This window comes from Prescottella sp. D32, assembly GCF_037287305.1.
In the GTDB taxonomy this organism is placed as follows: Bacteria; Actinomycetota; Actinomycetes; order Mycobacteriales; family Mycobacteriaceae; genus Prescottella; species Prescottella equi.
Genome location: NZ_JARBSW010000005.1, coordinates 109597 through 132270 on the forward strand (window position 1 = coordinate 109597; position 22674 = coordinate 132270).

Below are 22674 nucleotides of genomic sequence, written 5' to 3' on the forward strand. Positions count from 1 at the left end.
GCGCTGCCGCAGCAGCCGACTACTCACTCGCGGGCGGGACCTCGTCCGGGTCGTAGTCCGCGAGTCCTGCCGCGACGCGTTCCTGCTGGACACGATGTTCGAGGTAGTCGTCCTCGTGCCGATCCGGAAACTTCCCGTGTTCCCGTCGGTCCTTGGGGGCGGCGACGGTCGGCTCGATGACATCGTCGAGATCGGGGCGATCAGGTTCTTCCGGCACTGTTCTTCCTCCTCGCTCGGGTTCTGCCGACCGAACTACCCATGCCGGGCAGCACCGAAACAGTGCGGCGATCGGAGGGAAGAACGAAGACCCGGGCCCGTCGAGATTCGACGGGCCCGGGTCTCGTGCGATCGGCCTACTGCTGGCCGGCGCGCACGCCTTCCTCGATCTTCTTGCCGAGTTCGGCGTCCACGTTCTTCCAGTAGTCGAAGACGCGGGAGAGCACGGGCTCCTTCACTCCACCCAGCACGTGTCCGACGACGTTGTTCACCAGCCGCTCGCGGGCCGCGTCGTCGAGCACCTCGCGGACCAGCGTTCCGGCCTGCGTGAAGTCGCCGTCCTCCGGGTGCTCGATGTACCCGGCACGCACGGCCTCACCGTCGAACCCCCACATGCCCTCGTCGCCCGCCACCGTCGGGTCGGCGTGCGGCCCACCGAACGAGTTCGGCGCGTACACGGGGGTGCTCGGCGAGTTGAACGTGTACCGCATGGAGCCGTCCTGCGAGTACGAGTTCACCTCGGCCTTGGGGCGGTTGACCGGCAGTTCGGCGTAGTTGGCGCCGATCCGGTAGCGGTGCGCGTCGGCGTACGAGAAGACGCGACCCAACAGCATCTTGTCGGGGCTGAAGCCGATGCCCGGCACCACGTTCGACGGTTCGAACGATGCCTGCTCGATCTGTGCGAAGAAGTTCTCCGGGTTGCGGTTGAGGGTCCACTTGCCGACCTCGATCAGCGGGTAGTCCTTCTGGGACCACACCTTGGTGAGGTCGAACGGGTTGAAGCGGTAGCCCTCCGCCTCGGCGACCGGCATGATCTGCACCTTCATGGTCCAGCTCGGGAACTCGCCACGCTCGATCGAGTCGTACAGATCGGCCCGGTGGTGATCGGGGTCGGAACCGGCCAGCTCGTCGGCCTCGGCCTGCGTGAGGAACTCGATGCCCTGATCGGTCTTGAAGTGGTACTTCACCCAGAACCGCTCACCGGCCTCGTTCACCCACTGGTAGGTGTGCGAACCGAAACCGTCCATGTGGCGCCACGTCTTCGGGATGCCGCGGTCGCCCATCAGCCACGTCACCTGGTGCGCGGACTCGGGACGCAGCGTCCAGAAATCCCACTGCATGTTGTGGTCGCGCAGACCGGACCCGGGTAGCCGCTTCTGCGAGTGGATGAAGTCCGGGAACTTGATCGGATCCTTGATGAAGAACACCGGCGTGTTGTTGCCGACGAGGTCGTAGTTGCCGTCCTCGGTGTAGAACTTCATCGCGAAGCCGCGCGGGTCGCGCCACGTGTCGGGGCTGCCCTGCTCGCCGGCGACGGTGGAGAAGCGCACCAGCGACTCCGTCTTCTTGCCCGGCTGAAGGAACTTCGCCTTCGTGTACTTACTGACGTCTCCGGTGATGACCAACTCGCCGAATGCGCCGCCACCCTTGGCGTGCACGACACGCTCGGGCACCCGCTCACGGTTGAAGTGCGCGAGCTTCTCGATCAGGTAGTGGTCGTGCAGGAGAATGGGTCCCTGCGTCCCGGCGGTGAGGGATTCGTTGTCGCTGTTGACGGGAATCCCGAAGTCGTTCGTCGTGGGACGTGGCTGAATGGACGTCATTGTGCGAAGCCTCCTTGGCGCTGACGGGCTGTGGCTGTCTTCGAAGTGATCGACCCACCCGATCCGGGCACATCGTCTTGATTCTGTGAGCTGGTAACGGACTGTGCCCCGGTTTTCGCCGAATCGTGTCGGCAATCGGAACACAGGCCCCAGAACACCACCTCGGCCTCGTCGATCTCGAAGCCGTGGTTGCTCGAGGGCTCCAGGCAGGGAGCGTGGCCGACGACGCAGTCGACGTCGACGACCGTGCCGCACGAGCGGCACACCAGGTGGTGGTGGTTGTCCGCGGTGCGGGTCTCGTACCGCGCCGGCGAACCCGCGGGCTCGATGCGGCGCAACAACCCCACGCGGACACAGGCCCCGAGCACGTCGTAGACCGCCTGCGTCGAAACCGACCCGAGCTGACGACGCACCTCGGTGGCGACCTGGTCCGCATCCGAATGCGGATTGGCGGCAACGGTGTTCAAGACCGCAACGCGTGGAGCGGTGACCCGCAGACCAGCGCCGCGCAGCTCGGCGCGGGGGTCGAAGTCGTGCTCTCCTTGTTGCATGATCCCAGTATGCCCCTTTTCTGGAATTAGTCAAGATAACGATTAGATCCAGAAAAGGCCCCGTTCGGGCAGATGCCTGCTAATCTCCGACCTGGTGCCCCCGCGCCCGACGGCGTCGCCCGTCGGTCCTCCCTAGTGCGCGGGGTATGACGGTGACAATCGCATCGGCCCGTCGCACGCTCGCCGTGTTCGTTCCCGGATGGATCCTCGACGACTGTTCCCTCGACCCGCCGGCGGTGGGCGACCTCGTCGAAACCTCCCTGACATTCGGCGAGACGGAGACCCCATCCGCGTCGTACACGCAGACCTTCCGAGCCACCGCACGGCCGACTTACGGGCGCATGCCCGGAAGCAATCCGGCGAGAGGCCTGCGCTGGTTGCACGAGTTGTCCGGCGACGGCTGGTCCTGCTCGTGGTGGGCGGACCGGCCGACCACCGGCCGAGTCGAGGTCCGCGGAACCCTCTTCGCCGACTTGATCATGGGGCCCGACAGTCCTCCGCCGGTGCGCGGACGCGTACGGCGGGTGCGTGTGGTCAGTCAACTGTTCGAACAGACGCCGACCGGCATCCGCCGCATCGGGGGCAGCGAGCGTCTGACCGAGGTCGAGGCGACGCCGCACATCTTCTGGTCGAGCCAGGAGCCCCGGACGGACGACGACCCGTACGTCCCGGTGGGCGTGCTGCTCGATCTGGATCTCGACGACGTCCCCGCGACCGACTCGGAGTTCGTGGCGGGCGCGGTCTCCGTGGACGGGACCGATATCTGGGTGATGGATCGGGCCGATCCCGTTCTGCTGCACATCGACACCGGCATGACACCGCCCCGGATCGTCGAGTACCTACTGCCCATGGCCGCTGAGCGGCCGCGTGAAATCTGGACCCGCGCCGTCCACGCCGACTCGGACGGCTGCTGGATCACGTCCGACCACGATGTGTTCCGCTGCGATCAGGAGGACGACGGGTCGTTGAGCGTCGAGCGCGTGTGCACAGAGGGCGGACGCAGCGTCGTCGTCGACGGAAGCCTGTATCTACTCGGCACGACCGAGCCGCACATGCAACTCGACCGCCGGCACGGAACGGTGCGCGTCGACCCACCACCGCATCCCGTCCGGGTGCTCGACGACGCGCGCCGACTGATCCCGGTCGACGACCCGGCCACCGTCGTTCGGGTGCGGGCCGCCGCCCGTCGGGCCGACATCGATCACGGCCCCGACGGCACAGAATGGATCGCCCACGGCGGGCTCACCGTTCGATCCCTGAGCGGGACAATCGAATCGGTGGACCTCGACGTCCGCATCCGCGGCAACGTCCACTGGATCCCACCGGATCCGTTCGCCGATCCCGCCAACCGGGTCCTCGTGGCGCATCTGCAGTATCCGGGTCCCGCCGCTGACGCACCCCCCGAGTAACAGCTGAAGGGTCCCTTCGTGCGCTGGCAGCGCATGAAGGGACCCTTCAGCTCGTACGTCCGAGCGGATCAGGCGAAGTGCGCCTGCACCGCCTGGAGTCCGGCGACGTAGACGCCGTCGCCGAAGATCTGCTCGACGGTGGCGACCGCGTCGTCCTCGGACTCGTAGGTTGCGCTCCAACGGATCTCGGACTTGTCCCCCTGTGGGATCACCGCGAGGGTGGCGACGTAGTCGCTGATCGGGAGCATCGGGTCGAGCACCTCGTAGCTGTAGCTGTGCCCCTCGGGATCGCGGGCGACGAGTTCCTCGCGGGCGACGACGCGGCCGTCGACCGAGAAGGTACGGATCGAGCCGACCTGCGTCGGATCGCCCTCGATTTCGGCCGGCGGGACGCTGGGGTGCCACGTCCCCAGGCCGTCGAAGGCGCCGATGTGGGACCAGACGCTGTCCGCGTCGGCCGCGACGGCGATGCTGCGTACGAGTGACCGAGCCATGTGTGTCTCCGTTTCCGCTGTAGAGCTTCTTCCGATGGGGGTGGGGTCAAACGTTTCGGGGCGACCGGTCGACGTCCAGGCGGAGCACCGACAGCGCGGACGCCGCCAGCTCACCGACGTCGGCCGGCCCGCCGGGGTCGTTCGGATCGCACGTCACCCAGTACTCGATTGCCACGGTGAGGGCGCCGAGCAGCATGTGCGACAGCAGGCGGGCCTCGATGCCCGCCGGGTCCAGGCCCGCCCGCTCGGCGAGGTGCGGCCGCACGTCGTCGGCGAGGTCGTGCGCCGCCACCATCCACCGGGCGCGGATGCCGGGCACCGACGTCATGATGACGAAGAGGTCGCGCGTGGAGACGAGGGAGGCGTACCGGTCCTGACGCACACACTCGACGAACGCCTCGTGCACGGCGGTCGCCACGGAATCCGTCGACGGGCGGGCGGCGAGGTTCTCCGCGAAGTCTCGAATGCCGGAGGTGAGCACCGCCGTCAGGGTGTCCTCCTTGGCCTCACAGTGCCGGTAGAACGTCCGCACGGAGATTCCGGCACCCTGCGCGATGTCCTCGACCGACGTCGCGTCGAAGCCGTCGGCGATGAACAGTTTCGCGGCGGCCGCCGCAATGTCCATGCGCACGGCGTCGCGTCGCCGTTCGGCCAAACCACGCTGGTCGCGTTTCACCAAGCACCTCCGAATGTGTCTTGACACACAGTAGCAGGGTGGCACAGACTGGCATCCTGGCACAGATTGGCACTCGGAAAGTGGTGCCGATCACCCGACACCGCCTCCCTCGACTCGAAAGGGCAGGACATGCCCCGCACATTCCTCGTCACCGGCAGCGCCTCCGGAATCGGCGCCGCAACCGCTTCGCACCTGCGCGCACAGGGCGACCGCGTGATCGGCGCAGACCTGCGCGACGCGGACATCACCGCCGACCTCGCCACCGACGAGGGCCGCGCTGCCCTCGTGGAGCAGGCCCGCGAGCTCACCGGCGGACGTCTCGACGGCGTCGTCGCGTGCGCCGGTGTGGCGCTGTTCGATCCGCTCACCATCAAGGTCAACTACTTCGGCGCGGTCGCGACGCTCGAGGGCCTGCGCCCGCTCCTGGCGGCCGGGACCGATCCTCGCGCGGTGGTGATCTCGTCGGTCGCGTCGCTGCATCCGTCCGATCCGGCGATCGTCGACGCCGCTCTCGCCGGAGACGAGGCGGCCGCCGTCGCAGCTGCGAGTGCGGCCGTGGCGCAGGGCGACGGGGCGCAGGTCTACGCGTCGTCGAAGGCCGCGATCGCGCGATGGGTGCGCCGCACCGCGATCACGCCCGAGTGGGCGAAGGCCGGCATCCCGCTCAACGCGATCGCCCCGGGCACGATCGTCACGCCGATGATCCAGGCGATGCTCGACACCGAAGCCGGACGCCAGGCGATCGACGGTGCCGTGCCGATGCCACTGAACGGTCACGCCCGCCCGGAGCAGGTGGCGCCGCTGCTGGCGTGGCTCACCTCCCCCGCGAACACGCACGTCACCGGTCAGGTGGTGTTCGTGGACGGCGGCGCCGACGCGGTCCTCCGCGGCGATCAGAGCTGGTAGTCCGCAACATCATTCGGCCGCGGCCAGGAAAGGAGCGATCGTGACGACGTTCGGTCGGCCGACTGACATCTCCCCCACAGACCGCGCGGTGCCGCCGTCGATGGTCGATCGGATGACGGTCATCCTCGACGCCTTCGGCGGTTTCTCCTCACGGGTGCCGCTCGAGGAACTCGCGCGGCGCACCCGGCTGCCGCGGTCGACGGTCCATCGCATTCTCGATTCACTCCTGCGCCTGGGCTGGGTGGAGCATTCCCCCGGCGGTTACCACCTCGGGCCGCGCCTGCACCGGCTCGGCGGCGGCGAGGGGCACCACGGCCAGATCCGCGCGGCCGCGGCGTCGGCGCTCAACGACCTGCACCACCGCACGGGCCTGGTCGTGCACCTCGGAGTACTGGGCGGCACCGACCTGCTGTACCTCGACCGGATCGGTGCCCGGCCGGACTCGCCGTCGAATGTTCGTGTCGGGGGCCGGGTCCCGGCACACGCCACCGCCGCGGGCAAGGCGATCCTCGCAAGCCTGGTCCCCGAGCAGATCGACCAGGAGTACGCCGGCACGCCGATGCGGCGCTGCACCGATCGGACGATCGCGGATCTGCCCGCACTGCACCGCGATCTGGGTCGCGTGCGGACCCGGCGCGGTGTGGCGTTCGCCCGCGACGAGTCGACGACCGGCGTGATGTGCGTGGGGGCACCGATCCGGGTGGACGGCGGGACTGTCGCCGCGGTGTCCCTGTGCGGCGGGTCCACGGACGCCCCGCGGCTCGAGCGATGCGCGCCGCTCGTTCTCGAGACCGGACGGGTCGTGGCCACGGCTCTCGCCGCATCGGTGCAGTTGCTCTCCGCTTGACCTGGCCGGCCCGACCCCATTACTACGCAATGTAGTAAAAACGGCCCGCGGTAGACCGCTCGTCGGATAGGTTGACCCCATGGGGATTACGGGGAGGCCTGATCCATCCGTCGCCGAAGCGCTTTCGGACGAGCGCGTCGATAGCGAAACATATTGGGAAACAGAGGAATCACCGCCCCCGAAACGACGACGCCGGCTGATTCGTGCGGCGGGATGGACTTTCACGGGGCTGGCCGTGCTCATCGTTGCGGCAGTCGCGATTTCGACCGCCTTCCACTGGTGGCAGACGCCGCGCGACAAGCAGGCCATCGAGCAGCTGATCGGCCCCCAACACCGGTACGTCGACGTGGACGGACACCGGATGAGCGTCGCGGTGCAGGGGTCGGGACCACGGACCATCGTCCTGATGCCGGGCCTGGCCACCCCGGAGCCGATCATCGGTTTCGGCCCTCTCGCACAGCGTCTGGCAGAGCAGAACACAGTAGTCACCGTCGAACCCTTCGGCACGGGACTCAGCGACGGCACCGACGCTCCCCGCACCAGCGAGGTGATCGTCGACGAGACTCGTTCCGCGGTAGCAGAATTGGGATTCGACGGCCCGTACGTTCTCATGCCGCACTCCGTTTCCGGGCTGTACGCGATGTGGTGGACCACCCACTACCCGGACGAGGTTGCCGCCGTGGTGGGGCTCGACGACGAGCGTTACACCACCGATGCCGCCCACGGCTCGCCGGACTGGCCGAGTTGGATGTCCATCGTGAACGCCGCAGGAGGGACCCGGGATCTCATCGCGCTGGACAAGAGCACCGATTACCTGGGACTGGTAGCCGACTACAGGGAGAGTCTGGGCGGCGCCGCCGAATTCACCTCCGAGCAACAAGACCTGTACCTGCGGGCGTATTCGTGGGTGTTGAATCCGACCGTACTGGACGAGATGGCTCGTGGCGCACAGAACGTGCAGGCGGCCGAGGGCGCGGTGTTCCCGCCGACGCTGCCGGCCCTGTCGTTCCTCGCCTCCTCCTCACTCGAAGTGGAGCCGGAGTGGGAGTCCGCGCACCGCGCCGCGATCAGCAACCCGTCGATCCAGCGGGTCGCGGTCATGGACGGTCACCACTATCTCTTCCACGCCCACGCGGCGGAGATTGCCGAGTCGACACAGAGGTTCCTCGACGAGCACGTCCCGACGCGCTGACCTGGTCGACGCGTGACCGGAACCGGGCTACGGAGGGGCTAGTCTCCCTCTGCCCCGGCCAGGATTCCCAGCTTGGACTCCTCTGCCGCCGCATCCACACCGCTGTCCTTGGCCGCGATGCGCTCGATCAGTTCCCCGACCGCACGAGCGACCGTCTCGCGCACGAACGCATCGGGGTCCTCCGCCGTCTCGACATCGGCGCGACCGATGTGGATCTGGGCAGTCACGGAGCGCTTCGCGACCGAGACCCGCGGGTTCCGCAGCCCGGTCGGCCCGTCCGTCGACGAGATCGATCCCCCGACGTGCAGCAGCACGTCCAGGTCGTAGGAGAAGTGGAGCCCACCCAGCCGGCGCTTCATGCGGGTGACCGCAGCGATCCACTCACCGGGCACGTCCGGGCCGCCGTACACGGTCCGGAACGTCAGCCGGCCGGTGGGCTCGGAGGCATCTGCTGCGCTGTCCACCCCGCCGAGTATAGGGCGGTTTGCACGCCACAGCGGTCTGCGTGAGCGTCGCGCGGCCGCGAGCTCATTCACCGCGTGGCGCAATGGAACCGGACGTGGGACGAGTCCCGAGACGGCTCGGTGGAACCCCGTCAGGTGGTCGGAAGGACCGGCTGCGGGTCCGGCTCTCGCCGGTCGGTGTCCGGTGCGGGAGGCGGCGGGTCGACCTCCGCCGCAACCGCATCGCTCCGCACGTCCCCTCCGATCAGGACGTTCACCCATCGGCTGGCCGGATCGATGTCGAGAAGCATGGCCTTGACCAGCAGGGTCATCGGAATGGCGAGCAACGCGCCGAGCGGGCCGAGTACCCAGGCCCAGAACACCAACGCCAGGAACGTCACCGTCACACTCATCCCGACGGCATCGCCGACGAACTTCGGCTGGATGATCGACTGGATGACGAAGTTGATCACGCAGTAGACCACGATGACCCACACCATCAGGCCGGGACCGCCGTCGAGCAGTGCGAGCAATGCCGGCGGGATCACGCCGATCACGAATCCGATGTTGGGTATGTAGTTCGTGATGAAAGACAGCAGCGCCCACAGCACCGGAAGTGGCACTCCCATCAGCCACAGCGCCCCGCCGTCGAGCACCGCCACGATGAGGCCGAACACGGTGGACACGATCAGGTACTTACGGGTTCCCGCAGCGAAAGTCGATAGTGCGTAGGCGATCTCGGGCCGACTTCGGGCGACGATCTGCATCTTCCTGCCGATGCTCATCCCGTCGAACGCCATGAACAACAGCAGCGCCAGGATGAAGAAGAGGTTGGAGAACACCCCGAGAAGACCCTGCAGCGCCGATTCGATCAGTCCGACGACCTTACCGACGTCGACGCTGCTGAGCATGTGGTGGATCTGCTCGGAGTTCACACCCGCCCCGGCCAGGAACGATCGGACGTCCTCCAGCAGGTCGTCCACCGTGTCCGAATACTGCGGCAGCTGGGTGGCCAGTTGGGCGGCGGACACCGCCAGGGCCGCGATCAGCCCGATGAGGATCAGGTACACCACGAGCACCGTGGTGATCATTCCGATCCACGCCGGAAGCCCGCGACGCTGCATCCAGGACTGGATCGGCTGCACCGCGACGGTGAGCATGAGCGCCAGGAACACCGGGCCGAGGATCCCCGCGAAGACCTTGATCCCGGCGATCGACACCACGGCGCCCGCGCCGGCGAGGAGCACGATCAGCCCGCGCGGGATCGCCCACGGCGCCGGCGTCAGGGCGGGCACCGGCACCGCGGGCGCGGTCCGGTCGGATCGAGTTCTGGGTGAGCGGGTCATCGTCCCTCCCGGACCGAGAGTGGGTTACCGGTCAGTCCGCGAACACCTCTCGGAGGTGCGCCTCCTGCTCGTGGGACAGATTGGTGGAGATCAGTTCGGCGTGCTGGCCGTGGAACTCGTCGTGCACTCGGTCGAGCGTCGCATCCGAGGTGAGCACGAAGAGCGCCGACGTCCCCGGGGTGATCTGGTCCTTGAGTCGCTTGATGAAGTCGTCGTCGATTCCGACGTCGGTCAGCGCCCCGGTCAGCGCCCCGACGGCCGCCCCGACGGCGACGCCGATCAGGGGGACGAAGAACAGAATGCCGAAGAGCAGTCCCCAGAAGGCGCCACCGAGTGCGCCCGCGCCGGCCAGATTGTGCAGCTGCCGGGTCTTCGGCTTCTTGCGGCCCTCCGGCCAGCTCACCACTGCCGCATCGTGAACGGTGAGCAGTTCCTGCTTGCGCAGGTCTTCCAACGTCGCGACGGCGGTATCGGCTCCGGTGGGGGACGCGAACTTCCAGACAGTCAGTGTTCCTGCCATGATCATCTCCTCGGGATCGAGAGCCGGATCGGCCCTGTCAGCACCGTAGAAGCTGAACCCTCGCGAGAACTCACACCTTTCGGATGAAGTCCCGAGCCACCCGGTCGCTCCGGATGCGTCGAGACGGTGCGACCCACACCCCGGCGCCGCCGATCAACCTGCGACCGGCTCCGTGACGCCCAACGACAGCGCACCCATGATCTTCGGCGCGCCCTTTTCGTAGAAGGTGTCCAGATCACGAACCTCGAAGCCCGCACCGCGCAGGAGCGCCGGGATGTCGCGCGTGAGATGGCAGCCACCGGCGACCGCCTTCTGGATCGGTTCGAAGCGGCGCTGCCAACGCCGGACCTTGTCGTGCGGCGCGAGCCCGTGTTCGACGAAGTGCAGTGTCCCCCCGGGCTTCAGGACACGTCGCACCTCACGCAACGCCGCGTCGACGTCCGGGATGGTGCACATCGTCCAGGTGGACAGCGCGGTGTCGAAGGTGTTGTCGGCGAACGGCAGGGCCTGACCGTCGAGGCCGGACCGTTCGACCGGGACGCGGGACCGGGCCAGGCGCTTCGCGGCGAGCTTCCATGCCTCGTCGGCCGGTTCGACGGCGCTGACGGATTCGACCGCGTCCGGGTAGAAGGGGATGTTGAGGCCCGAGCCGAAACCGATCTCGAGCACGCGACCGTGCAGGCCCGCGCACGCCCGCCTCCGGGACGCTTCCGTCAGCGACATCCCGCACGACACGTCCACCAGGCGCGGGACGATCCGATCCGCGTAGAACCCCACCACAGCCTCCCGTTCCTCACTCCCCCGACCGATCGACGTCCCCACCGTAGGCGAGGGCGAGGAAAGTCCGCACCCCGTCCACGAGGGCACGCTCGTCCAGGTCGAAGTCGGGTGTGTGGAGATCGCGCCGCGGACCGATGCCGTCCCAGACGCCCAGCCGCGCCATGGCACCGGGAACGTGCTCGAGGTACCACGCGAAATCCTCGCCGCCGCTGGACTGCCCGGCCTCGGCCAGATTTTCCAGCCCGACGACGGACTGGATCGCGGAGATCATCTCGGCCGTCGCCTCCGGGTCGTTGACCACCGGCGGCACGCCCTGCACGTACTCGAGTTCGTGCTCGACGCCGTAGGGCGCGAGAAGGTCTGTGACGGCTCGCCGCACCAGCGGCTCCACCGTGGCCCACGTCCGATGCGACGCGCTGCGCAGGGTGCCCACCAGCTCCCCGGACTCGGGTATCGCGTTGTGGACCCGTCCGGCCCGGATCCGGCCCCACGTCAACACGGTGGCGGTGCGGGCGTCGAGGCGGCGGTCGAGCACCGACGCCAGCCCGGTCACCAACACGGCGGCAGCGAAGATCAGATCACCCGTCAGGTGTGGGCGCGCCGAATGGCCTCCGGGAGAGGACAGCCGGACCGTGAGCATGGCACCGGACGAAGTGATCGGGCCGGCCCGTGTGGCCATCTTGCCGGCCTCGAGCTGTGGAGCGCAGTGCAGGGCGAAGATCCGCGAGACGCCCTCGAGCGCACCGGCGGCGACGACTCCGACGGAACCCCCCGGTGTCGTCTCCTCCCCCGGCTGGAAGATCAGGCGCACCCGATGCGGGGGCGGCTCGGCCGCCAGAACGGTCGCGGCCTCGAGCAGCATCGCGGTGTGCGCATCGTGCCCGCAGGCGTGACACACCCCGTCGACTGTGGACGCGTACGGCGCTCCGGTGGCCTCCGTCAACGGGAGCGCGTCGAGGTCGGCCCGCAACGCGAGGCAGGTGGCGGTGTCCGGGCCGACGTCGCACCACAACCCGGTGCCGCTCGGCAGCAGCACCGGATCGAGCCCCACCCGGCGAAGCTGGTCGCGGACGAGCTCGGTAGTCCGGAACTCCTCGAAGGACAGTTCGGGATGGGCGTGCAGATCCCGTCGCCAGGCGACGAGCCGCTCGTGATCGATACCCATGCGCCACCCCGTCACATCGCCGACACCGGGGCGTCGGATCGGGCCAGTCGGCTGGTCAGCCAGGTCACCATCTTCTCGGCGAGCGCGTCCCGATTCTCCCGCTTGACGATGTCGTGGCCCTCGTCGTCGAACAGCAGCAGTTCGGCGACACCACCGCGGGCCCGAACCGATGCCACCACCTGCTCCGACTCGCTGACCGGAACGTTCGTGTCGTGCGCGCCGTGCACCACGAGCACCGGTGCGGTCAGGGCGTCGACACGGTGGATCGGTGAAAGCTCGGCAAGCAGTTCCCGATCGTGTTCCGGATGCCCGTACTTGGGGTACGCCGCGGCCGCGATCCACGGCTCGGTGTTGGCGTAGAACGTCTCGAGATTGCTCATCCCGCAGACCGCGATGCCCGTCGCGAACAGGTCGGGGTGGAACGTCAGGGCCGCCAGCGTCAGATAGCCGCCGTACGAATGCCCGGCGCACGCGATCCGCGCCGGGTCGGCCACACCGTTGTCGACGACGTAACGCACGCAGTCCGCCACGTCGTCGATACCGGCGAACCGGCCGTACCGCTCGTCGGCGTGGACGAAGGTGCGCCCGAATCCGCCCGAACCACGCACGTTGGGCGCGAAAACCGTGATGCCGGCCTGGACGAGGGCCGGGAAGTAGTCGCTGTAGCCGGGGCGCTCCTGCAGTTCCGGTCCGCCGTGGAACCACAGCATCACCGGCCCGGGGCCCTCCCCCGCCGCCCGGTACAGCCATCCACTGAGGGGCAGCCCGTCGCGCGCGGTGAACTCGGCGAGGATCGGGGCGTCGGCCCGGGCGATCCGGGTCCGCGCGGGCTCCACTGGACCCCACTCGCCCGTCCGCGGGTCGACGATCTCCACCGACGGCGGCATCCCGGGCCCTTCGACCGTGACCGCCAGCAGCGACCCGTCGGCGCTGATGCTCAGCTCCGACGCCACCAGTCCGGGCAGCTGGATCGGCGAGTCGAGCGTGCCGTCGGCGAGGTGCAGGATTTGTAACTCACTCAGCCCCTTGTAGTTCCACAGCAACGCCACGGTGGTGTGGTCGTCACTGACGACGAACTCGTCGAGGCCGCAGTAGTCCCGTTCGGCCAGCACTCGGTAGGAGACACCCTCCGCGGAGACCGCGACCCCCAGCAGCCGCGCGAACTCCGCGCCGTTGTCGCTGCGCACCAGCGCCCGGATGTACTGGTCCGGCTCCCCCTCGCTCGACGCCCACGGCGACCGGTACCGGCCGAGTACGCCGAGCAGTCGGTGGTCGTCGAGCAGGACGCCCATGTCGGTGGTGGATCCGAAGTCGGACGGCAGCAGAGGGATACGAGTTCCGTCGTCCCGTTGGAGCAGTAGTTCGCGGTGTCCGCGAGGGCCCACCCGCAACAGTGCCGCTCCGGCCCACGAGTCGACGAGGAAGGAGCCCACGCGGCGGTCGAGCGTGACGGCCTCCTGCGTCTGCGGATCGACCAACCGCGCCTCCGCGACGCCTTCCTCGTCGGTCGCGGTGAGCGCGACCCGGTTCCCGTCCCACCCGATGAGTTCGGCCGAGACAGCGTCCTGCGCCCCGACGCGGCGGGCCGAGCGGTCCAGCGGGTCGGTGCGCACCACCCACACCTGGGTGCGGTTGCCGGCGTGCGGGGCCACCTGGCACGCGAGCCATCCGCTGTCCGCGGAGTGCACGATCTTCGTGACGGGACCAGGGACCGGCAGCTCGACCCGACGGTCCGTGCTGCCGTGCCGCCCCGTCAGGAACCGCTGAACGGCCCAGGGATAGCCGCCATCGTCCACGAGGTGCGCGAAACCTGTCGCGTCCGGCGACACCGACGCACCCGACGTGAAGCGGATGTGCTGTCCGCGCGACGGTTCGGCCGGCCGGTCAGCGGTCACAACCGCTCCATGGCCTGCAACCACATCTCCAGCAGCCCCACCTGCCACATGGTGTTGGCACCGCGGGCGGTCCGGATGTCGTTGGGAGCAGCGAACAACGCCTCGATCAACTCGGGCCGGAACAACCCTCGTTCACGGGCACTGCGACTTCGCAGAGCATCCCGCACCAGATCGAGGACCCCGCCCTCGAGGTGCCGGATGCCCGGGACCGGGAAATACCCCTTGGTCCGGTCGATCACGGCGTCCGGGAGCAGACCGCGGCTGGCCTCCTTGAGCACGCCCTTGCCGCCCCCGTCCAGCTTGAGGTCCGGCGGACACGTGGCGGCCAACTCGACGAACTCGTGGTCGAGGAACGGCACGCGGGCCTCGAGCCCCCACGCCATCGTCATCGTGTCGACCCGCTTGACCGGGTCCTCCACGAGCATCACTGTCGTGTCGAGCCGCAGCGCCGCGTCCACGGCGGTGTCGGCGCCGGGAGCATCGTGGTGCCGGACGACGAACTCCGTACTGACGTCGTGATCGACAAGGTAGTCGGGCCCGAGCATCATCGCGATGTCGTCGTGGGTCCGGTCGAAGTACACCTTGGCGTACGCCTCGGCGGACTGTTCCCGAGCGACCCCGACCAGCGGCGGATACCAGTGGTAGCCGGCGAGGATCTCGTCGGCGCCCTGGCCGGACTGCACCACCTTGACCGACTTGGAAACCTCTTCCGACAGGAGGAAGAAGGCGACGCAATCGTGGCTGAGCATCGGTTCGCTCATCGCCTCGATCGCGCGAGGAACCGCCGCCGGCAGCCGGGCCGGGTCGATGTGGATCTGGTGGTGGTCGGTGGCGAACGTTCGGGCGACCAGGTCGGAGTAGAAGTACTCGTCTCCGGATTCGCCTCCGGCCGAGTCGAATCCGATACTGAAGGTGGCGAGGTCCCGCTGCCCCTGCTCGGCGAGCAGTGCCACGAGCAGACTCGAATCGATACCGCCCGAGAGCAACACCCCGACCGGCACATCGGCGACCATCCGGCGGGAGACGGCGGTGCGCAGCGAGTCCATCAAAGCCGTCTGCCACTGCTGCGGCGTCCACGACGCCCGATCCGGGGCGGGTTCGAAACTCGGCTCCCAGTAACGCCTCTCGGTGGAACTACCGTCCGGTTGCACTACCCGGATCGTCGCCGGCGGCAGCTTGCGGACGCCCTCGAACATGGTGAGCGGGGCGGGCACGGCCGCCGCGAAGCTCAGGTAGTGGTGCAACGCCGCACGATCGATCGTCGTGTCCACGCCGCCGCCGCGCAACAGCGCCTGCAACGTCGAGGCGAACCGCAACCGCTCCGGCGTCTGCGCGAAGTAGAGAGGTTTAATCCCGAGCCGGTCGCGGGCGAACGTCACCACCCCGGAGTCGATCTCGTGCACCGCGAAGGCGAACATGCCCTTGAAGCGGTGGACGCAGTCGGGGCCCCAACGATGGAAGCTCTTGAGCACCACCTCGCTGTCCGCGGTCGAGAAGAACCGGTACCCGGCCTGACGGAGCTCCTCGCGCAACTCCTTGTAGTTGTAGATGCAGCCGTTGAAGACCAGCGACAGGCGGAGCTCGCTGTCGACCATCGGCTGCCCGCCGCGGGCGGAGAGGTCGATGATGCACAGGCGGCGATGACCGAACGCCACCGACTGCTGCGCGTACGCGCCGGACGTGTCCGGTCCGCGCGTCACCATCGCGTCGGACATCCGGGCGACGGCGCCGATGTCGGGCCGCCTCCCGTCGAATCGCACCTCACCGCATATGCCACACATGTTCGGCTACTCCTCCCGGGATGTCGTTCCCGGTCACGGTCCAGGTGTCCCGGCCACCTCGCCGCGACGCGTTCGGGTCGGGAAGACCCGCGTCCAGGTCGAAGCGACCGGCCGTCTCGGCGGCGAGCAGGTCGACGACGTCGGTCAATCGACCCCGCCGTAGCAGGGTCCGGCGCTGCCGCGCGGACGAACTTCCCACCCGCAGGGTGGTCGCCGCCAGCCCGGAGACGACGTCCCAGTCGCCGGAGGACTCGAGCTGGGGGCGCAGGGAACCGATCAGGCCGTCCACCACGTGCGGCGCGGGGCGCGGCGCGATCGCCTCCACGTCGACCAGCTCGCCCTCGAGGCCCGAGCGCGCCGCCCGCCACATGGCCGCCCGCACCAGTGTGGGCGAGACCTGCAGCCCCGGCCTGCCGGCGTCGAGAGCCTCGGCCTCGCGCTCGACGAGCGCGCGGAAGAGGCCGGCAACGAGCGCGATGGTGTCGACCGACGGGCAGCTGTCGCACACCCGCAGCTCGAGCGTCGAGTAGCGGTCGGACGGCCGCAGGTCGAAGTAGACCATCCCGGGTCCGCTGATCACCCCGCTCGCGACGAGGTCGGCGATCAGTCGGTCGTACTCCGCGGCGGACTCCACTGGCGCCGCGGGCCCGGTGGTGGGCCAGCGGCTCCAGACCAGTGACCGCATGCTGGCGTACCCCGTGTCGGTGCCGTCGGCCCAGAACGGCGAGCTCGCGCTCAGCGCCAGGAAGATCGGCAGGTACGGGACCACCCGGTTCGCGATGCGCACGGCCTCGTCGCGGTCCACCACGTCGACGTGCACCTGGGTGCCGCAGATCAGTTGCTCGCGGGCAAGGAGCTGATAGTCGGCCAGCATCCGCCGGTATCTCGGTGTCTCGGTGACGGCCATCTCGGCGGGCACCGAGAGGGGCACCGCCCCCGCGGCGACCACCCCGACACCGAGTTCCGCGGCGGTGTCGACGAGGACCCGACGCCGATGGGTCAGGTCGGCGCGTAGATCGGCCAGATGCAGGAAGACGCCGCTGTTGACCTCGACGACGCAGCGCTGCAGTTCCTCGACGTACACGTCGCCGGGCAGTTGCTCGAGCAGTTCCGGCGCACGCGTGACGAGCCGCCTGGTCTCGGCGTCGATGAGGTGGAACTCCTCCTCGACACCGAGCTTGCGCCCGCTCATCCAGGGTCCTCCCTGTCCGTCGGCCAGTGCTCCGGGAATGCGCAACCTCCGCATACGACCGACTCGTCGATGCTTACCCCGGCCGCCAGGATTTCAACCGGGCGCCCGAATCAGTGTTCGCACCATCGGCCCCGCCGAGACACACCTTGCGGCGTTCGTTGGCATGTTGATATCCGCCCGCAACCTTGCAAAGTGGGGACGAACGGCGCTACCGCGACTCTGCGCAGCAGTTGGGGTCGAGCACGAGCCGCAGGGCGTCCAGTGATTCACCGCGCACCCGGTAGTAGACGTTCATGCCCCGGCGAGTGGACTCGACCATGCCGGCTTTCCGGAGCTGGCCCAGATGATGGCTGACGGTGGACTCCGCGAGCCCGACGCCGACGGCGAGATCGCACGTGCAGACCTCACCGGCATCCGCGGTGAGCAGGAGCGACACGAGCTTGATCCGGACCGGATCCGCGAGCGCCTTCAATCGGAGCGCGACCTGCAGCGCCTCGTCGTCGCCCATGGGAGCGGCGGACACCGGCGCGCAGCAGATCGGCGCACTGACGTCGAGGACCGGCAGGGCTTTCGGCATGACGACGATCCTACGCAGCCCCTTGACTTATGTCGAAGAGGTGGGCAACCTGTAGAGGTAGGCAATTCGACATATATCGCATAGGTGGGAACCGTCATGTCACGCGCTCAACTCGCCCTCAACGTCGACGACCTCGAAGAGGCGGTCACGTTCTACTCGAAACTGTTCGGCACCCGGCCCGCCAAGCTGAAGCCCGGATACGCGAACTTCGCGATCGCGGAACCGCCGCTCAAGCTGGTCCTGCTCGAAAACCCGGGCAAGGGCGGCACGATCAACCACCTCGGCGTGGAGGTCGAATCGTCGGAGAAGGTCCACGCGGAGATCGCGCGGCTCACCGACGAGGGCCTGTTCACCGACGAGGAGATAGGCACCACCTGCTGCTTCGCCACGCAGGACAAGGTGTGGGTCACCGGGCCGGCCGGCGAGAAGTGGGAGGTCTACACCGTGCTCGCCGACTCGGAGACCTTCGGTTCCAGCCCGCAACATCTGGGCGGCCCACGGGAAGCCCAGGGCGACGTGTGCTGCGGAACGGATACAGAGAACGAATCCTTCTGCTGCTGAGCACTCTCCTCCGCCCATTCTCACCCGCACCGTTCGATATAGAGATATCGCCAAATGTGAATACATTCCTATATCGAGTGGTGCGGGACACATTCTCTTGCCATCGATCGCCGAATTCCGGAAGCTGTTCGAGGGATTTCCCCATTCACCACCGATACATAGGAGATCACTGATGGGTTCCGCCGAGTTCATTCCCTACCTCGACTTCATCGCCGACTTCGCCGGCGCTGCTGCCGACCTGTTCGGCGCGTTGAGCTTCTTCTCCGGATCCGCGGAATCTGCCGGCCAACTGCTCGGCTAGGCGATTACTCAACCGGGCCGGGGTGCCACTGCGACTTCATCGAGCCCGCAGTGCCACCCCGGCCCGGCCGCGTTCGACCTGCGACCGCACCGATCGAATGCGAGTACCGAATGAAGATTCGAAATTCCCACCTGGTGCGGCGCAGAGGAAAGGTCTTCGTAATCGATAAAAGAGACCCCCGATGCAAAGCGCGCCAGCGGTAATAACCTTCAGTTGCCCATCCTCCGGCACGGCACCCACCGACTAGGGCAGGAGTTCGGCAATCAGCGCTTTCACCCGGACGAGGATTTCGTCACGGATGGGTCGGACGGTGGCCAACCCCTGCCCGGCCGGGTCGTCCAGCACCCAGTCGCGGTAGGACTTTCCAGGAAAGACCGGGCAGGTGTCGCCGCAGCCCATCGTGATCACGACGTCCGATGCCTGCACCGCGCCGACGTCGAGGATCTTCGGGGACTGCGCCGAGATGCCGATGCCGACCTCGGCCATCGCCTCGACGGCTGCAGGGTTGATCTGGTCGGCCGGTGCACTGCCGGCGGAGCGGACCTCGATCCGATTCCCCGCGAGGTGAGCCAGGAATCCGGCGGCCATCTGGGACCGGCCGGCGTTGTGCACGCAGACGAACAGCACGCTGGGCACGGTCATCTGTTCAGGCCTCCTTCGACGACGCCTGCGCGAACGCGGGGCGCGCGAACCGCTTACGCAACGCCAGGGAGACGTAGACGAGTCCGACGAGCACTGGAACCTCGATCAGCGGGCCCACGACGCCGGCGAGCGCCTGACCGGAGGTGGCGCCGTAGGTGGCGATGGCCACGGCGATGGCGAGTTCGAAGTTGTTGCCCGCCGCGGTGAACGCGAGCGTGGTGGTGCGTTCGTAGCCCAGTCCGGCGACCGCGCCGAGCAGGTAGCCGCCACCCCACATGATCGCGAAGTACGCCAGCAGCGGGATCGCGATCCGCACCACGTCCATTGGCTGCGAGGTGATCTGCTCGCCCTGCAGCGCGAAGAGGATCACGATCGTGAACAGCAACCCGTAGAGCGCCCACGGACCGATTCGCGGCAGGAAGACCGACTCGTACCACGCTCGGCCCCTGGACTTCTCACCGAAGTATCGAGTGAGGAACCCGGCCAGAAGTGGGATTCCGAGGAAGATCAGAACGGATTTCGCGATCTGCCACGGCGAGGTGTCGATCGTGGTCTGCTCCAAGCCGAGCCAGCCGGGCAGCACCGACAGGTAGAACCAGCCGAGCACCGCGAACATGATCACCTGGAACACCGAGTTGAGCGCCACGAGTACCGCGGCTGCCTCCCGGTCGCCACACGCAAGGTCGTTCCAGATGATCACCATGGCGATACAGCGGGCGAGGCCCACGATGATGAGGCCGGTCCGATATTCCGGCAGGTCGGGCAGGAAGATCCATGCGAGCGCGAACATCAGCGCCGGACCGAGAACCCAGTTGAGCAGCAGCGATCCGAGCAGCAACCGCCGGTCACCCGTGACGGTGTCGAGGCGGTCGTAGCGGACCTTCGCCAGTACCGGGTACATCATGATCAGCAGGCCGAGGGCGATCGGCAGCGAGATGCCGTCGAGTTCCACCGACGACAGCGCATCGCCCAGGCCGGGCACCGTCCGCCCCAGCAGCAGGCCTACGACCATCGCGACGCCGATCCACACCGGCAGGAACCGATCGAGCGTCGAGAGCTTGCCGACCACCGCGGTCCGGTTGCTCGTGTCGGTCACCGGACGATCTCCACGACCGGCGGGCAGGCCGAGCCGGCGACGCCACCCCATTCCGCGGACAGCACCGTCGAAAGCTGCTCCAGGGCCGACGGAATCACGCGGTAGTACACCCAGGTTCCGCGCCGCTCCGAGTCGAGCAGACCCGCCTCCCGGAGCACCTTCAGGTGGTGAGAGATCGTCGGCTGGGACAGGTCGAACGCGGGCGAGATGTCGCAGACACAGCTCTCGCCGCCCTCGTGGGCGGCGATCAGACTCAGCATCCGCAGACGTACCGGATCGCCGAGCGCCTTGAACATCCGAGCGAGATCGTTCGCCCGGTCCTCCGCCAGCGGCCGGACCCCGAGCGGGGCGCAGCACGTCCCCGCGGGCTCTTGATTCGACATGTATCTATATTGACACCGATCGAATCACCGCTCCCGACCGGGGTGCCGTCCGCGGGGTCACTCGGCGACGGTGCGGAAACCGAGCATCATGTCGTGGTCCTCGTGGTCGAGCATGTGGCAGTGCCAGACGTACCCCTGCAACGGGCCGGACGCGGCCGGGGCCGCATCGTGCCCGGCGTGGGCGGGCGTGCCGTGGCCGCCGTGCTGCGGCGGCACCGGAGCCGCGAGCTCGCCGACACCGAAGGTCGCGTCGGGGTCGAATCCCAGCCGGCCGGCGGTGGGGAACACCGCGACGATCCGGGTGACGGTTCCCGGATTCGCGACGACGGTGTCCTTGGGACCGGCCTCCCACGGTTCCGGCGGAATCAGCGGTCCGGTGACGAACGCGTCGACGGGCGGGGCCCACTTGGTCCCGACCGGTGGTGCCGGGTTCTCCCGGGTGTACCGCGCCACGTCGAAGTCCTGCCGCCCGAGAACCCGGAAGTTGACCAGGTGCAGATGGATCGGATGCGGCTCGGGTGTGACATTGACGATGTCCCATTGCTCGACCGCACCCTGCCGCGGCATCTCGATGTCGGCGTCACCGAAGCGAAGGTTGTTGAGCGACATCAGCACACTGCCGGTCGACGGATCGGGCAGTTGCATGACGGTGACGGTCCGCTGCACCTGTGGCGCCGGGACCGGCTCGAGGTCCGACGGCTGTCCGGCCCCGCCGCGCAGGGTTTCCGGGACGGCCGCGGTGAATCCGCGCCCGTCGGCCACGCGGAATCGGCAGAACAACGGCATGGCCCGCGCCCCGCGCTGCGACGCCGCCAGCGGCGGCGGTTCGTCGTTGCACAACTCCACGGTGCCGCCGGGCTCCACCGCGCCGAAATCGACGAGCAGGTCGGCGCGCTCACCGGGCGCGAGGCGTATCCGGGTCGTCGGTACCGGAGCGGCGAGCATGCCGCTCTCCATGCCCAGGACCCAGAACCGCATCCGGTTGCCGAAGAAGAGGTTCCACACGCTGAACGACGCCGCGTTGACCAGGCGCAGCCGGTACATCCCGCGCGCCACCTCGAGTTCGGGCCAGATCTTGCCGTTCACGACGCCGACGTCGCCCGGGGTGCCGCCGTCCCAGCGTCCCTGCGGCACCACCGGCGTCGCTCGGATGCTCTGCCGTCCGTCGGCGGTGAAGATCTTCTCCTGCAGAACCAGCGGCAGCTCGAACTCGCCGCACGGCAATCCCCACGCGTTGGAGGTTGTGCCCGTGTCGAATTCGTCGCGCAGCAGAAACATGCCGGCCAGCCCCGCGTACACGTTGAGTCGGGTGATACCCATCGCGTGGTCGTGATACCAGAGCTGGGTGGCCTCGTGCCCGTTCGGATAGTGGTGCACGTGCCCTTGCCCGGGACGCTGCAGGAACGCTGGATGACCGTCGTGTTCGGGCGGCGTGACGGCCCCGTGGAGGTGCATCGACGTCGGTACCGACGTCCGGTCCTGCTCGGTGACGCCGTGCAGTGTCGTGTCGAAGTCCGCCGCCAGCGGGTGCACGCCGATCTCGTTGCGGTAGGCGACGGTCATCGCGTCTCCGGCATGTGCCTCGACGGTGGGGCCGAGGTAGTCCATTCCCCCGTACGCGAGAGCCGGGGACGGTGCGAGGTCGCGGTGGAACCGGTGGCTGGTACTCGCGGCCCGCAGCTCGAGTTGCGAGCCGGTGAGCACCGGGAGCCGGGGTAGCGGATCGACGAACGGTTCGAGCTCGGGCGATGCGAACAGCAGCGGACGCGCGGGATCGATGTTGCCGAGATCGCCGAGATCCTGGGCGCGCACCGCGGCCATTCCCGCAGCACCGGCCCCGATCGCCCCGGCCGTCCACACCAGTCCTCGATTGAACGCGCGTCGCGAGATGCGTCCGCTCATGTCACGTCACACTCCCCCATGGTCGCCCTGCCGGAGCACGCCCGCCCGACGGTACGCCGGAACCGACTGCCGCCCTGGCGCTTTGCGTGGATCAACCGGGATCGACCGGCGGATTTCCGGCGACCCGGGCGAATCGCCCCGCGAAAGGTTTTCACTGCGCGGGAGGTGATGTGGTGCTCGGTGGAGATTCACGAC

General features: G+C 68.2%; 25 protein-coding genes. 7 read left to right on the forward strand and 18 right to left on the reverse strand.

What is annotated here, in order from left to right:
• Positions 1 to 19: 19 nt before the first annotated feature.
• From PSS76_RS19740 to PSS76_RS19750, 3 genes are all read right to left on the reverse strand, one after another.
• Entirely contained in the window at positions 20 to 217 is a 198-nt protein-coding gene (locus PSS76_RS19740; RefSeq protein ID WP_005515945.1) for a hypothetical protein, read from the reverse strand.
• 136 nt (positions 218 to 353) lie between these two features.
• A complete protein-coding gene (locus PSS76_RS19745; RefSeq protein WP_005515946.1) occupies positions 354 to 1820 on the reverse strand; it encodes a catalase in 1467 nt (488 codons plus the stop codon).
• On the reverse strand, positions 1817 to 2371 hold the full coding sequence (locus PSS76_RS19750; RefSeq protein ID WP_081185844.1) for a Fur family transcriptional regulator: 555 nt from the start codon (positions 2369 to 2371) through the stop codon (positions 1817 to 1819). Before PSS76_RS19750 ends, PSS76_RS19745 begins: the two co-directional genes overlap by 4 nt.
• 146 nt (positions 2372 to 2517) lie before the next feature.
• Between PSS76_RS19750 and PSS76_RS19755 the strand changes: the two genes are divergently transcribed.
• Positions 2518 to 3780 carry a hypothetical protein gene (locus tag PSS76_RS19755; protein WP_337456563.1) on the forward strand — a complete coding sequence of 421 codons (1263 nt, stop codon included), beginning with the start codon at positions 2518 to 2520 and terminating at the stop codon, positions 3778 to 3780.
• A 68-nt stretch (positions 3781 to 3848) separates the two neighbouring features.
• Here the strand turns inward: PSS76_RS19755 and PSS76_RS19760 are convergent, their stop codons facing one another.
• Both PSS76_RS19760 and PSS76_RS19765 read right to left on the reverse strand, forming a co-directional pair.
• The gene (locus PSS76_RS19760) at positions 3849 to 4274 is read right to left on the reverse strand and encodes an SRPBCC family protein (protein ID WP_081185839.1); all 426 of its coding nucleotides are present in this window, start codon (positions 4272 to 4274) and stop codon (positions 3849 to 3851) included.
• 46 nt (positions 4275 to 4320) lie between these two features.
• Positions 4321 to 4950 carry a TetR family transcriptional regulator gene (locus PSS76_RS19765; RefSeq protein ID WP_013414710.1) on the reverse strand — a complete coding sequence of 210 codons (630 nt, stop codon included), beginning with the start codon at positions 4948 to 4950 and terminating at the stop codon, positions 4321 to 4323.
• 129 nt (positions 4951 to 5079) lie between these two features.
• On the opposite strand from PSS76_RS19765, the gene PSS76_RS19770 reads away from it, so the two are divergent.
• The 3 genes from PSS76_RS19770 (at position 5080) to PSS76_RS19780 (ending at position 7895) form a co-directional block, all read left to right on the forward strand.
• Positions 5080 to 5856, forward strand: a complete 777-nt coding sequence (locus PSS76_RS19770) for an SDR family oxidoreductase (protein WP_005515950.1) — start codon at positions 5080 to 5082, stop codon at positions 5854 to 5856.
• Between the two features lie 40 nt (positions 5857 to 5896).
• The gene (locus tag PSS76_RS19775; protein WP_231814231.1) at positions 5897 to 6703 is read left to right on the forward strand and encodes an IclR family transcriptional regulator; all 807 of its coding nucleotides are present in this window, start codon (positions 5897 to 5899) and stop codon (positions 6701 to 6703) included.
• A 235-nt stretch (positions 6704 to 6938) separates the two neighbouring features.
• Entirely contained in the window at positions 6939 to 7895 is a 957-nt protein-coding gene (locus tag PSS76_RS19780) for an alpha/beta fold hydrolase (protein WP_064058263.1), read from the forward strand.
• Between the two features lie 38 nt (positions 7896 to 7933).
• Here PSS76_RS19780 and PSS76_RS19785 read toward each other — a convergent pair whose 3' ends face one another.
• From PSS76_RS19785 to PSS76_RS19825, 9 genes are all read right to left on the reverse strand, one after another.
• Entirely contained in the window at positions 7934 to 8359 is a 426-nt protein-coding gene (locus PSS76_RS19785; RefSeq protein WP_236733788.1) for a hypothetical protein, read from the reverse strand.
• 131 nt (positions 8360 to 8490) lie between these two features.
• Positions 8491 to 9684, reverse strand: a complete 1194-nt coding sequence (locus tag PSS76_RS19790) for an AI-2E family transporter (RefSeq protein ID WP_337456564.1) — start codon at positions 9682 to 9684, stop codon at positions 8491 to 8493.
• Positions 9685 to 9715: 31 nt separating this feature from the next.
• Positions 9716 to 10204: a DUF1269 domain-containing protein gene (locus PSS76_RS19795; protein ID WP_022593766.1), complete on the reverse strand. Its 489-nt coding sequence runs from the start codon at positions 10202 to 10204 to the stop codon at positions 9716 to 9718.
• Positions 10205 to 10357: 153 nt separating this feature from the next.
• The gene (locus tag PSS76_RS19800) at positions 10358 to 10981 is read right to left on the reverse strand and encodes a class I SAM-dependent methyltransferase (protein WP_064058322.1); all 624 of its coding nucleotides are present in this window, start codon (positions 10979 to 10981) and stop codon (positions 10358 to 10360) included.
• A 16-nt stretch (positions 10982 to 10997) separates the two neighbouring features.
• Complete coding sequence (locus tag PSS76_RS19805; protein ID WP_337456565.1) at positions 10998 to 12149, reverse strand: amidohydrolase; 1152 nt, start codon at positions 12147 to 12149, stop codon at positions 10998 to 11000.
• A gap of 11 nt (positions 12150 to 12160) precedes the next feature.
• The gene (locus PSS76_RS19810) at positions 12161 to 14044 is read right to left on the reverse strand and encodes an alpha/beta hydrolase family protein (RefSeq protein ID WP_081188173.1); all 1884 of its coding nucleotides are present in this window, start codon (positions 14042 to 14044) and stop codon (positions 12161 to 12163) included.
• Complete coding sequence (locus PSS76_RS19815) at positions 14041 to 15825, reverse strand: N-acetylglutaminylglutamine amidotransferase (RefSeq protein ID WP_084968827.1); 1785 nt, start codon at positions 15823 to 15825, stop codon at positions 14041 to 14043. The genes PSS76_RS19810 and PSS76_RS19815 overlap by 4 nt, the downstream gene beginning before the upstream one ends.
• Complete coding sequence (locus PSS76_RS19820) at positions 15806 to 17017, reverse strand: carboxylate-amine ligase (protein ID WP_013414701.1); 1212 nt, start codon at positions 17015 to 17017, stop codon at positions 15806 to 15808. Before PSS76_RS19820 ends, PSS76_RS19815 begins: the two co-directional genes overlap by 20 nt.
• Before the next feature lie 208 nt (positions 17018 to 17225).
• The gene (locus PSS76_RS19825; protein ID WP_005515962.1) at positions 17226 to 17594 is read right to left on the reverse strand and encodes an Rv2640c family ArsR-like transcriptional regulator; all 369 of its coding nucleotides are present in this window, start codon (positions 17592 to 17594) and stop codon (positions 17226 to 17228) included.
• Between the two features lie 96 nt (positions 17595 to 17690).
• On the opposite strand from PSS76_RS19825, the gene PSS76_RS19830 reads away from it, so the two are divergent.
• The 3 genes from PSS76_RS19830 to PSS76_RS19840 all read left to right on the forward strand — a co-directional run bounded on the left by PSS76_RS19830 (position 17691) and on the right by PSS76_RS19840 (position 18659).
• Positions 17691 to 18155 carry an ArsI/CadI family heavy metal resistance metalloenzyme gene (locus PSS76_RS19830; protein WP_084968845.1) on the forward strand — a complete coding sequence of 155 codons (465 nt, stop codon included), beginning with the start codon at positions 17691 to 17693 and terminating at the stop codon, positions 18153 to 18155.
• A 172-nt stretch (positions 18156 to 18327) separates the two neighbouring features.
• Positions 18328 to 18456 carry a hypothetical protein gene (locus PSS76_RS19835; protein ID WP_005515964.1) on the forward strand — a complete coding sequence of 43 codons (129 nt, stop codon included), beginning with the start codon at positions 18328 to 18330 and terminating at the stop codon, positions 18454 to 18456.
• A gap of 110 nt (positions 18457 to 18566) precedes the next feature.
• Positions 18567 to 18659 carry a 50S ribosomal protein L36 gene (locus tag PSS76_RS19840; protein WP_115155928.1) on the forward strand — a complete coding sequence of 31 codons (93 nt, stop codon included), beginning with the start codon at positions 18567 to 18569 and terminating at the stop codon, positions 18657 to 18659.
• 40 nt (positions 18660 to 18699) lie between these two features.
• On the opposite strand, the gene PSS76_RS19845 is transcribed toward PSS76_RS19840, so the two are convergent.
• The 4 genes from PSS76_RS19845 to PSS76_RS19860 are packed head-to-tail and all read right to left on the reverse strand — an operon-like array spanning position 18700 to position 22479.
• The gene (locus PSS76_RS19845) at positions 18700 to 19098 is read right to left on the reverse strand and encodes an arsenate reductase ArsC (RefSeq protein ID WP_337456566.1); all 399 of its coding nucleotides are present in this window, start codon (positions 19096 to 19098) and stop codon (positions 18700 to 18702) included.
• A gap of 4 nt (positions 19099 to 19102) precedes the next feature.
• Positions 19103 to 20194, reverse strand: coding sequence for an ACR3 family arsenite efflux transporter (gene arsB, locus PSS76_RS19850; RefSeq protein ID WP_064078731.1), 1092 nt, complete (start codon positions 20192 to 20194; stop codon positions 19103 to 19105).
• Positions 20191 to 20577, reverse strand: coding sequence for an ArsR/SmtB family transcription factor (locus PSS76_RS19855; protein WP_005515967.1), 387 nt, complete (start codon positions 20575 to 20577; stop codon positions 20191 to 20193). Before PSS76_RS19855 ends, arsB begins: the two co-directional genes overlap by 4 nt.
• A gap of 57 nt (positions 20578 to 20634) precedes the next feature.
• Positions 20635 to 22479 carry a multicopper oxidase family protein gene (locus tag PSS76_RS19860; RefSeq protein WP_205316815.1) on the reverse strand — a complete coding sequence of 615 codons (1845 nt, stop codon included), beginning with the start codon at positions 22477 to 22479 and terminating at the stop codon, positions 20635 to 20637.
• Between the last annotated feature and the right edge of the window lie 195 nt (positions 22480 to 22674).

Coding starts and splice junctions, on each gene's coding strand:
- PSS76_RS19745 (WP_005515946.1), bottom strand. CDS start 1,820: ATGACGTCCATTCAGCCACGTCCCACGACGAACGACTTCGGGATTCCC.
- PSS76_RS19750 (WP_081185844.1), bottom strand. CDS start 2,371: ATGCAACAAGGAGAGCACGACTTCGACCCCCGCGCCGAGCTGCGCGGC.
- PSS76_RS19755 (WP_337456563.1), top strand. CDS start 2,518: ATGACGGTGACAATCGCATCGGCCCGTCGCACGCTCGCCGTGTTCGTT.
- PSS76_RS19760 (WP_081185839.1), bottom strand. CDS start 4,274: ATGGCTCGGTCACTCGTACGCAGCATCGCCGTCGCGGCCGACGCGGAC.
- PSS76_RS19770 (WP_005515950.1), top strand. CDS start 5,080: ATGCCCCGCACATTCCTCGTCACCGGCAGCGCCTCCGGAATCGGCGCC.
- PSS76_RS19790 (WP_337456564.1), bottom strand. CDS start 9,684: ATGACCCGCTCACCCAGAACTCGATCCGACCGGACCGCGCCCGCGGTG.
- PSS76_RS19795 (WP_022593766.1), bottom strand. CDS start 10,204: ATGGCAGGAACACTGACTGTCTGGAAGTTCGCGTCCCCCACCGGAGCC.
- PSS76_RS19805 (WP_337456565.1), bottom strand. CDS start 12,149: ATGGGTATCGATCACGAGCGGCTCGTCGCCTGGCGACGGGATCTGCAC.
- PSS76_RS19815 (WP_084968827.1), bottom strand. CDS start 15,825: ATGTGTGGCATATGCGGTGAGGTGCGATTCGACGGGAGGCGGCCCGAC.
- PSS76_RS19820 (WP_013414701.1), bottom strand. CDS start 17,017: ATGAGCGGGCGCAAGCTCGGTGTCGAGGAGGAGTTCCACCTCATCGAC.
- PSS76_RS19825 (WP_005515962.1), bottom strand. CDS start 17,594: ATGCCGAAAGCCCTGCCGGTCCTCGACGTCAGTGCGCCGATCTGCTGC.
- PSS76_RS19830 (WP_084968845.1), top strand. CDS start 17,691: ATGTCACGCGCTCAACTCGCCCTCAACGTCGACGACCTCGAAGAGGCG.
- PSS76_RS19835 (WP_005515964.1), top strand. CDS start 18,328: ATGGGTTCCGCCGAGTTCATTCCCTACCTCGACTTCATCGCCGACTTC.
- PSS76_RS19840 (WP_115155928.1), top strand. CDS start 18,567: ATGAAGATTCGAAATTCCCACCTGGTGCGGCGCAGAGGAAAGGTCTTC.
- PSS76_RS19845 (WP_337456566.1), bottom strand. CDS start 19,098: ATGACCGTGCCCAGCGTGCTGTTCGTCTGCGTGCACAACGCCGGCCGG.
- PSS76_RS19855 (WP_005515967.1), bottom strand. CDS start 20,577: ATGTCGAATCAAGAGCCCGCGGGGACGTGCTGCGCCCCGCTCGGGGTC.
- PSS76_RS19860 (WP_205316815.1), bottom strand. CDS start 22,479: ATGAGCGGACGCATCTCGCGACGCGCGTTCAATCGAGGACTGGTGTGG.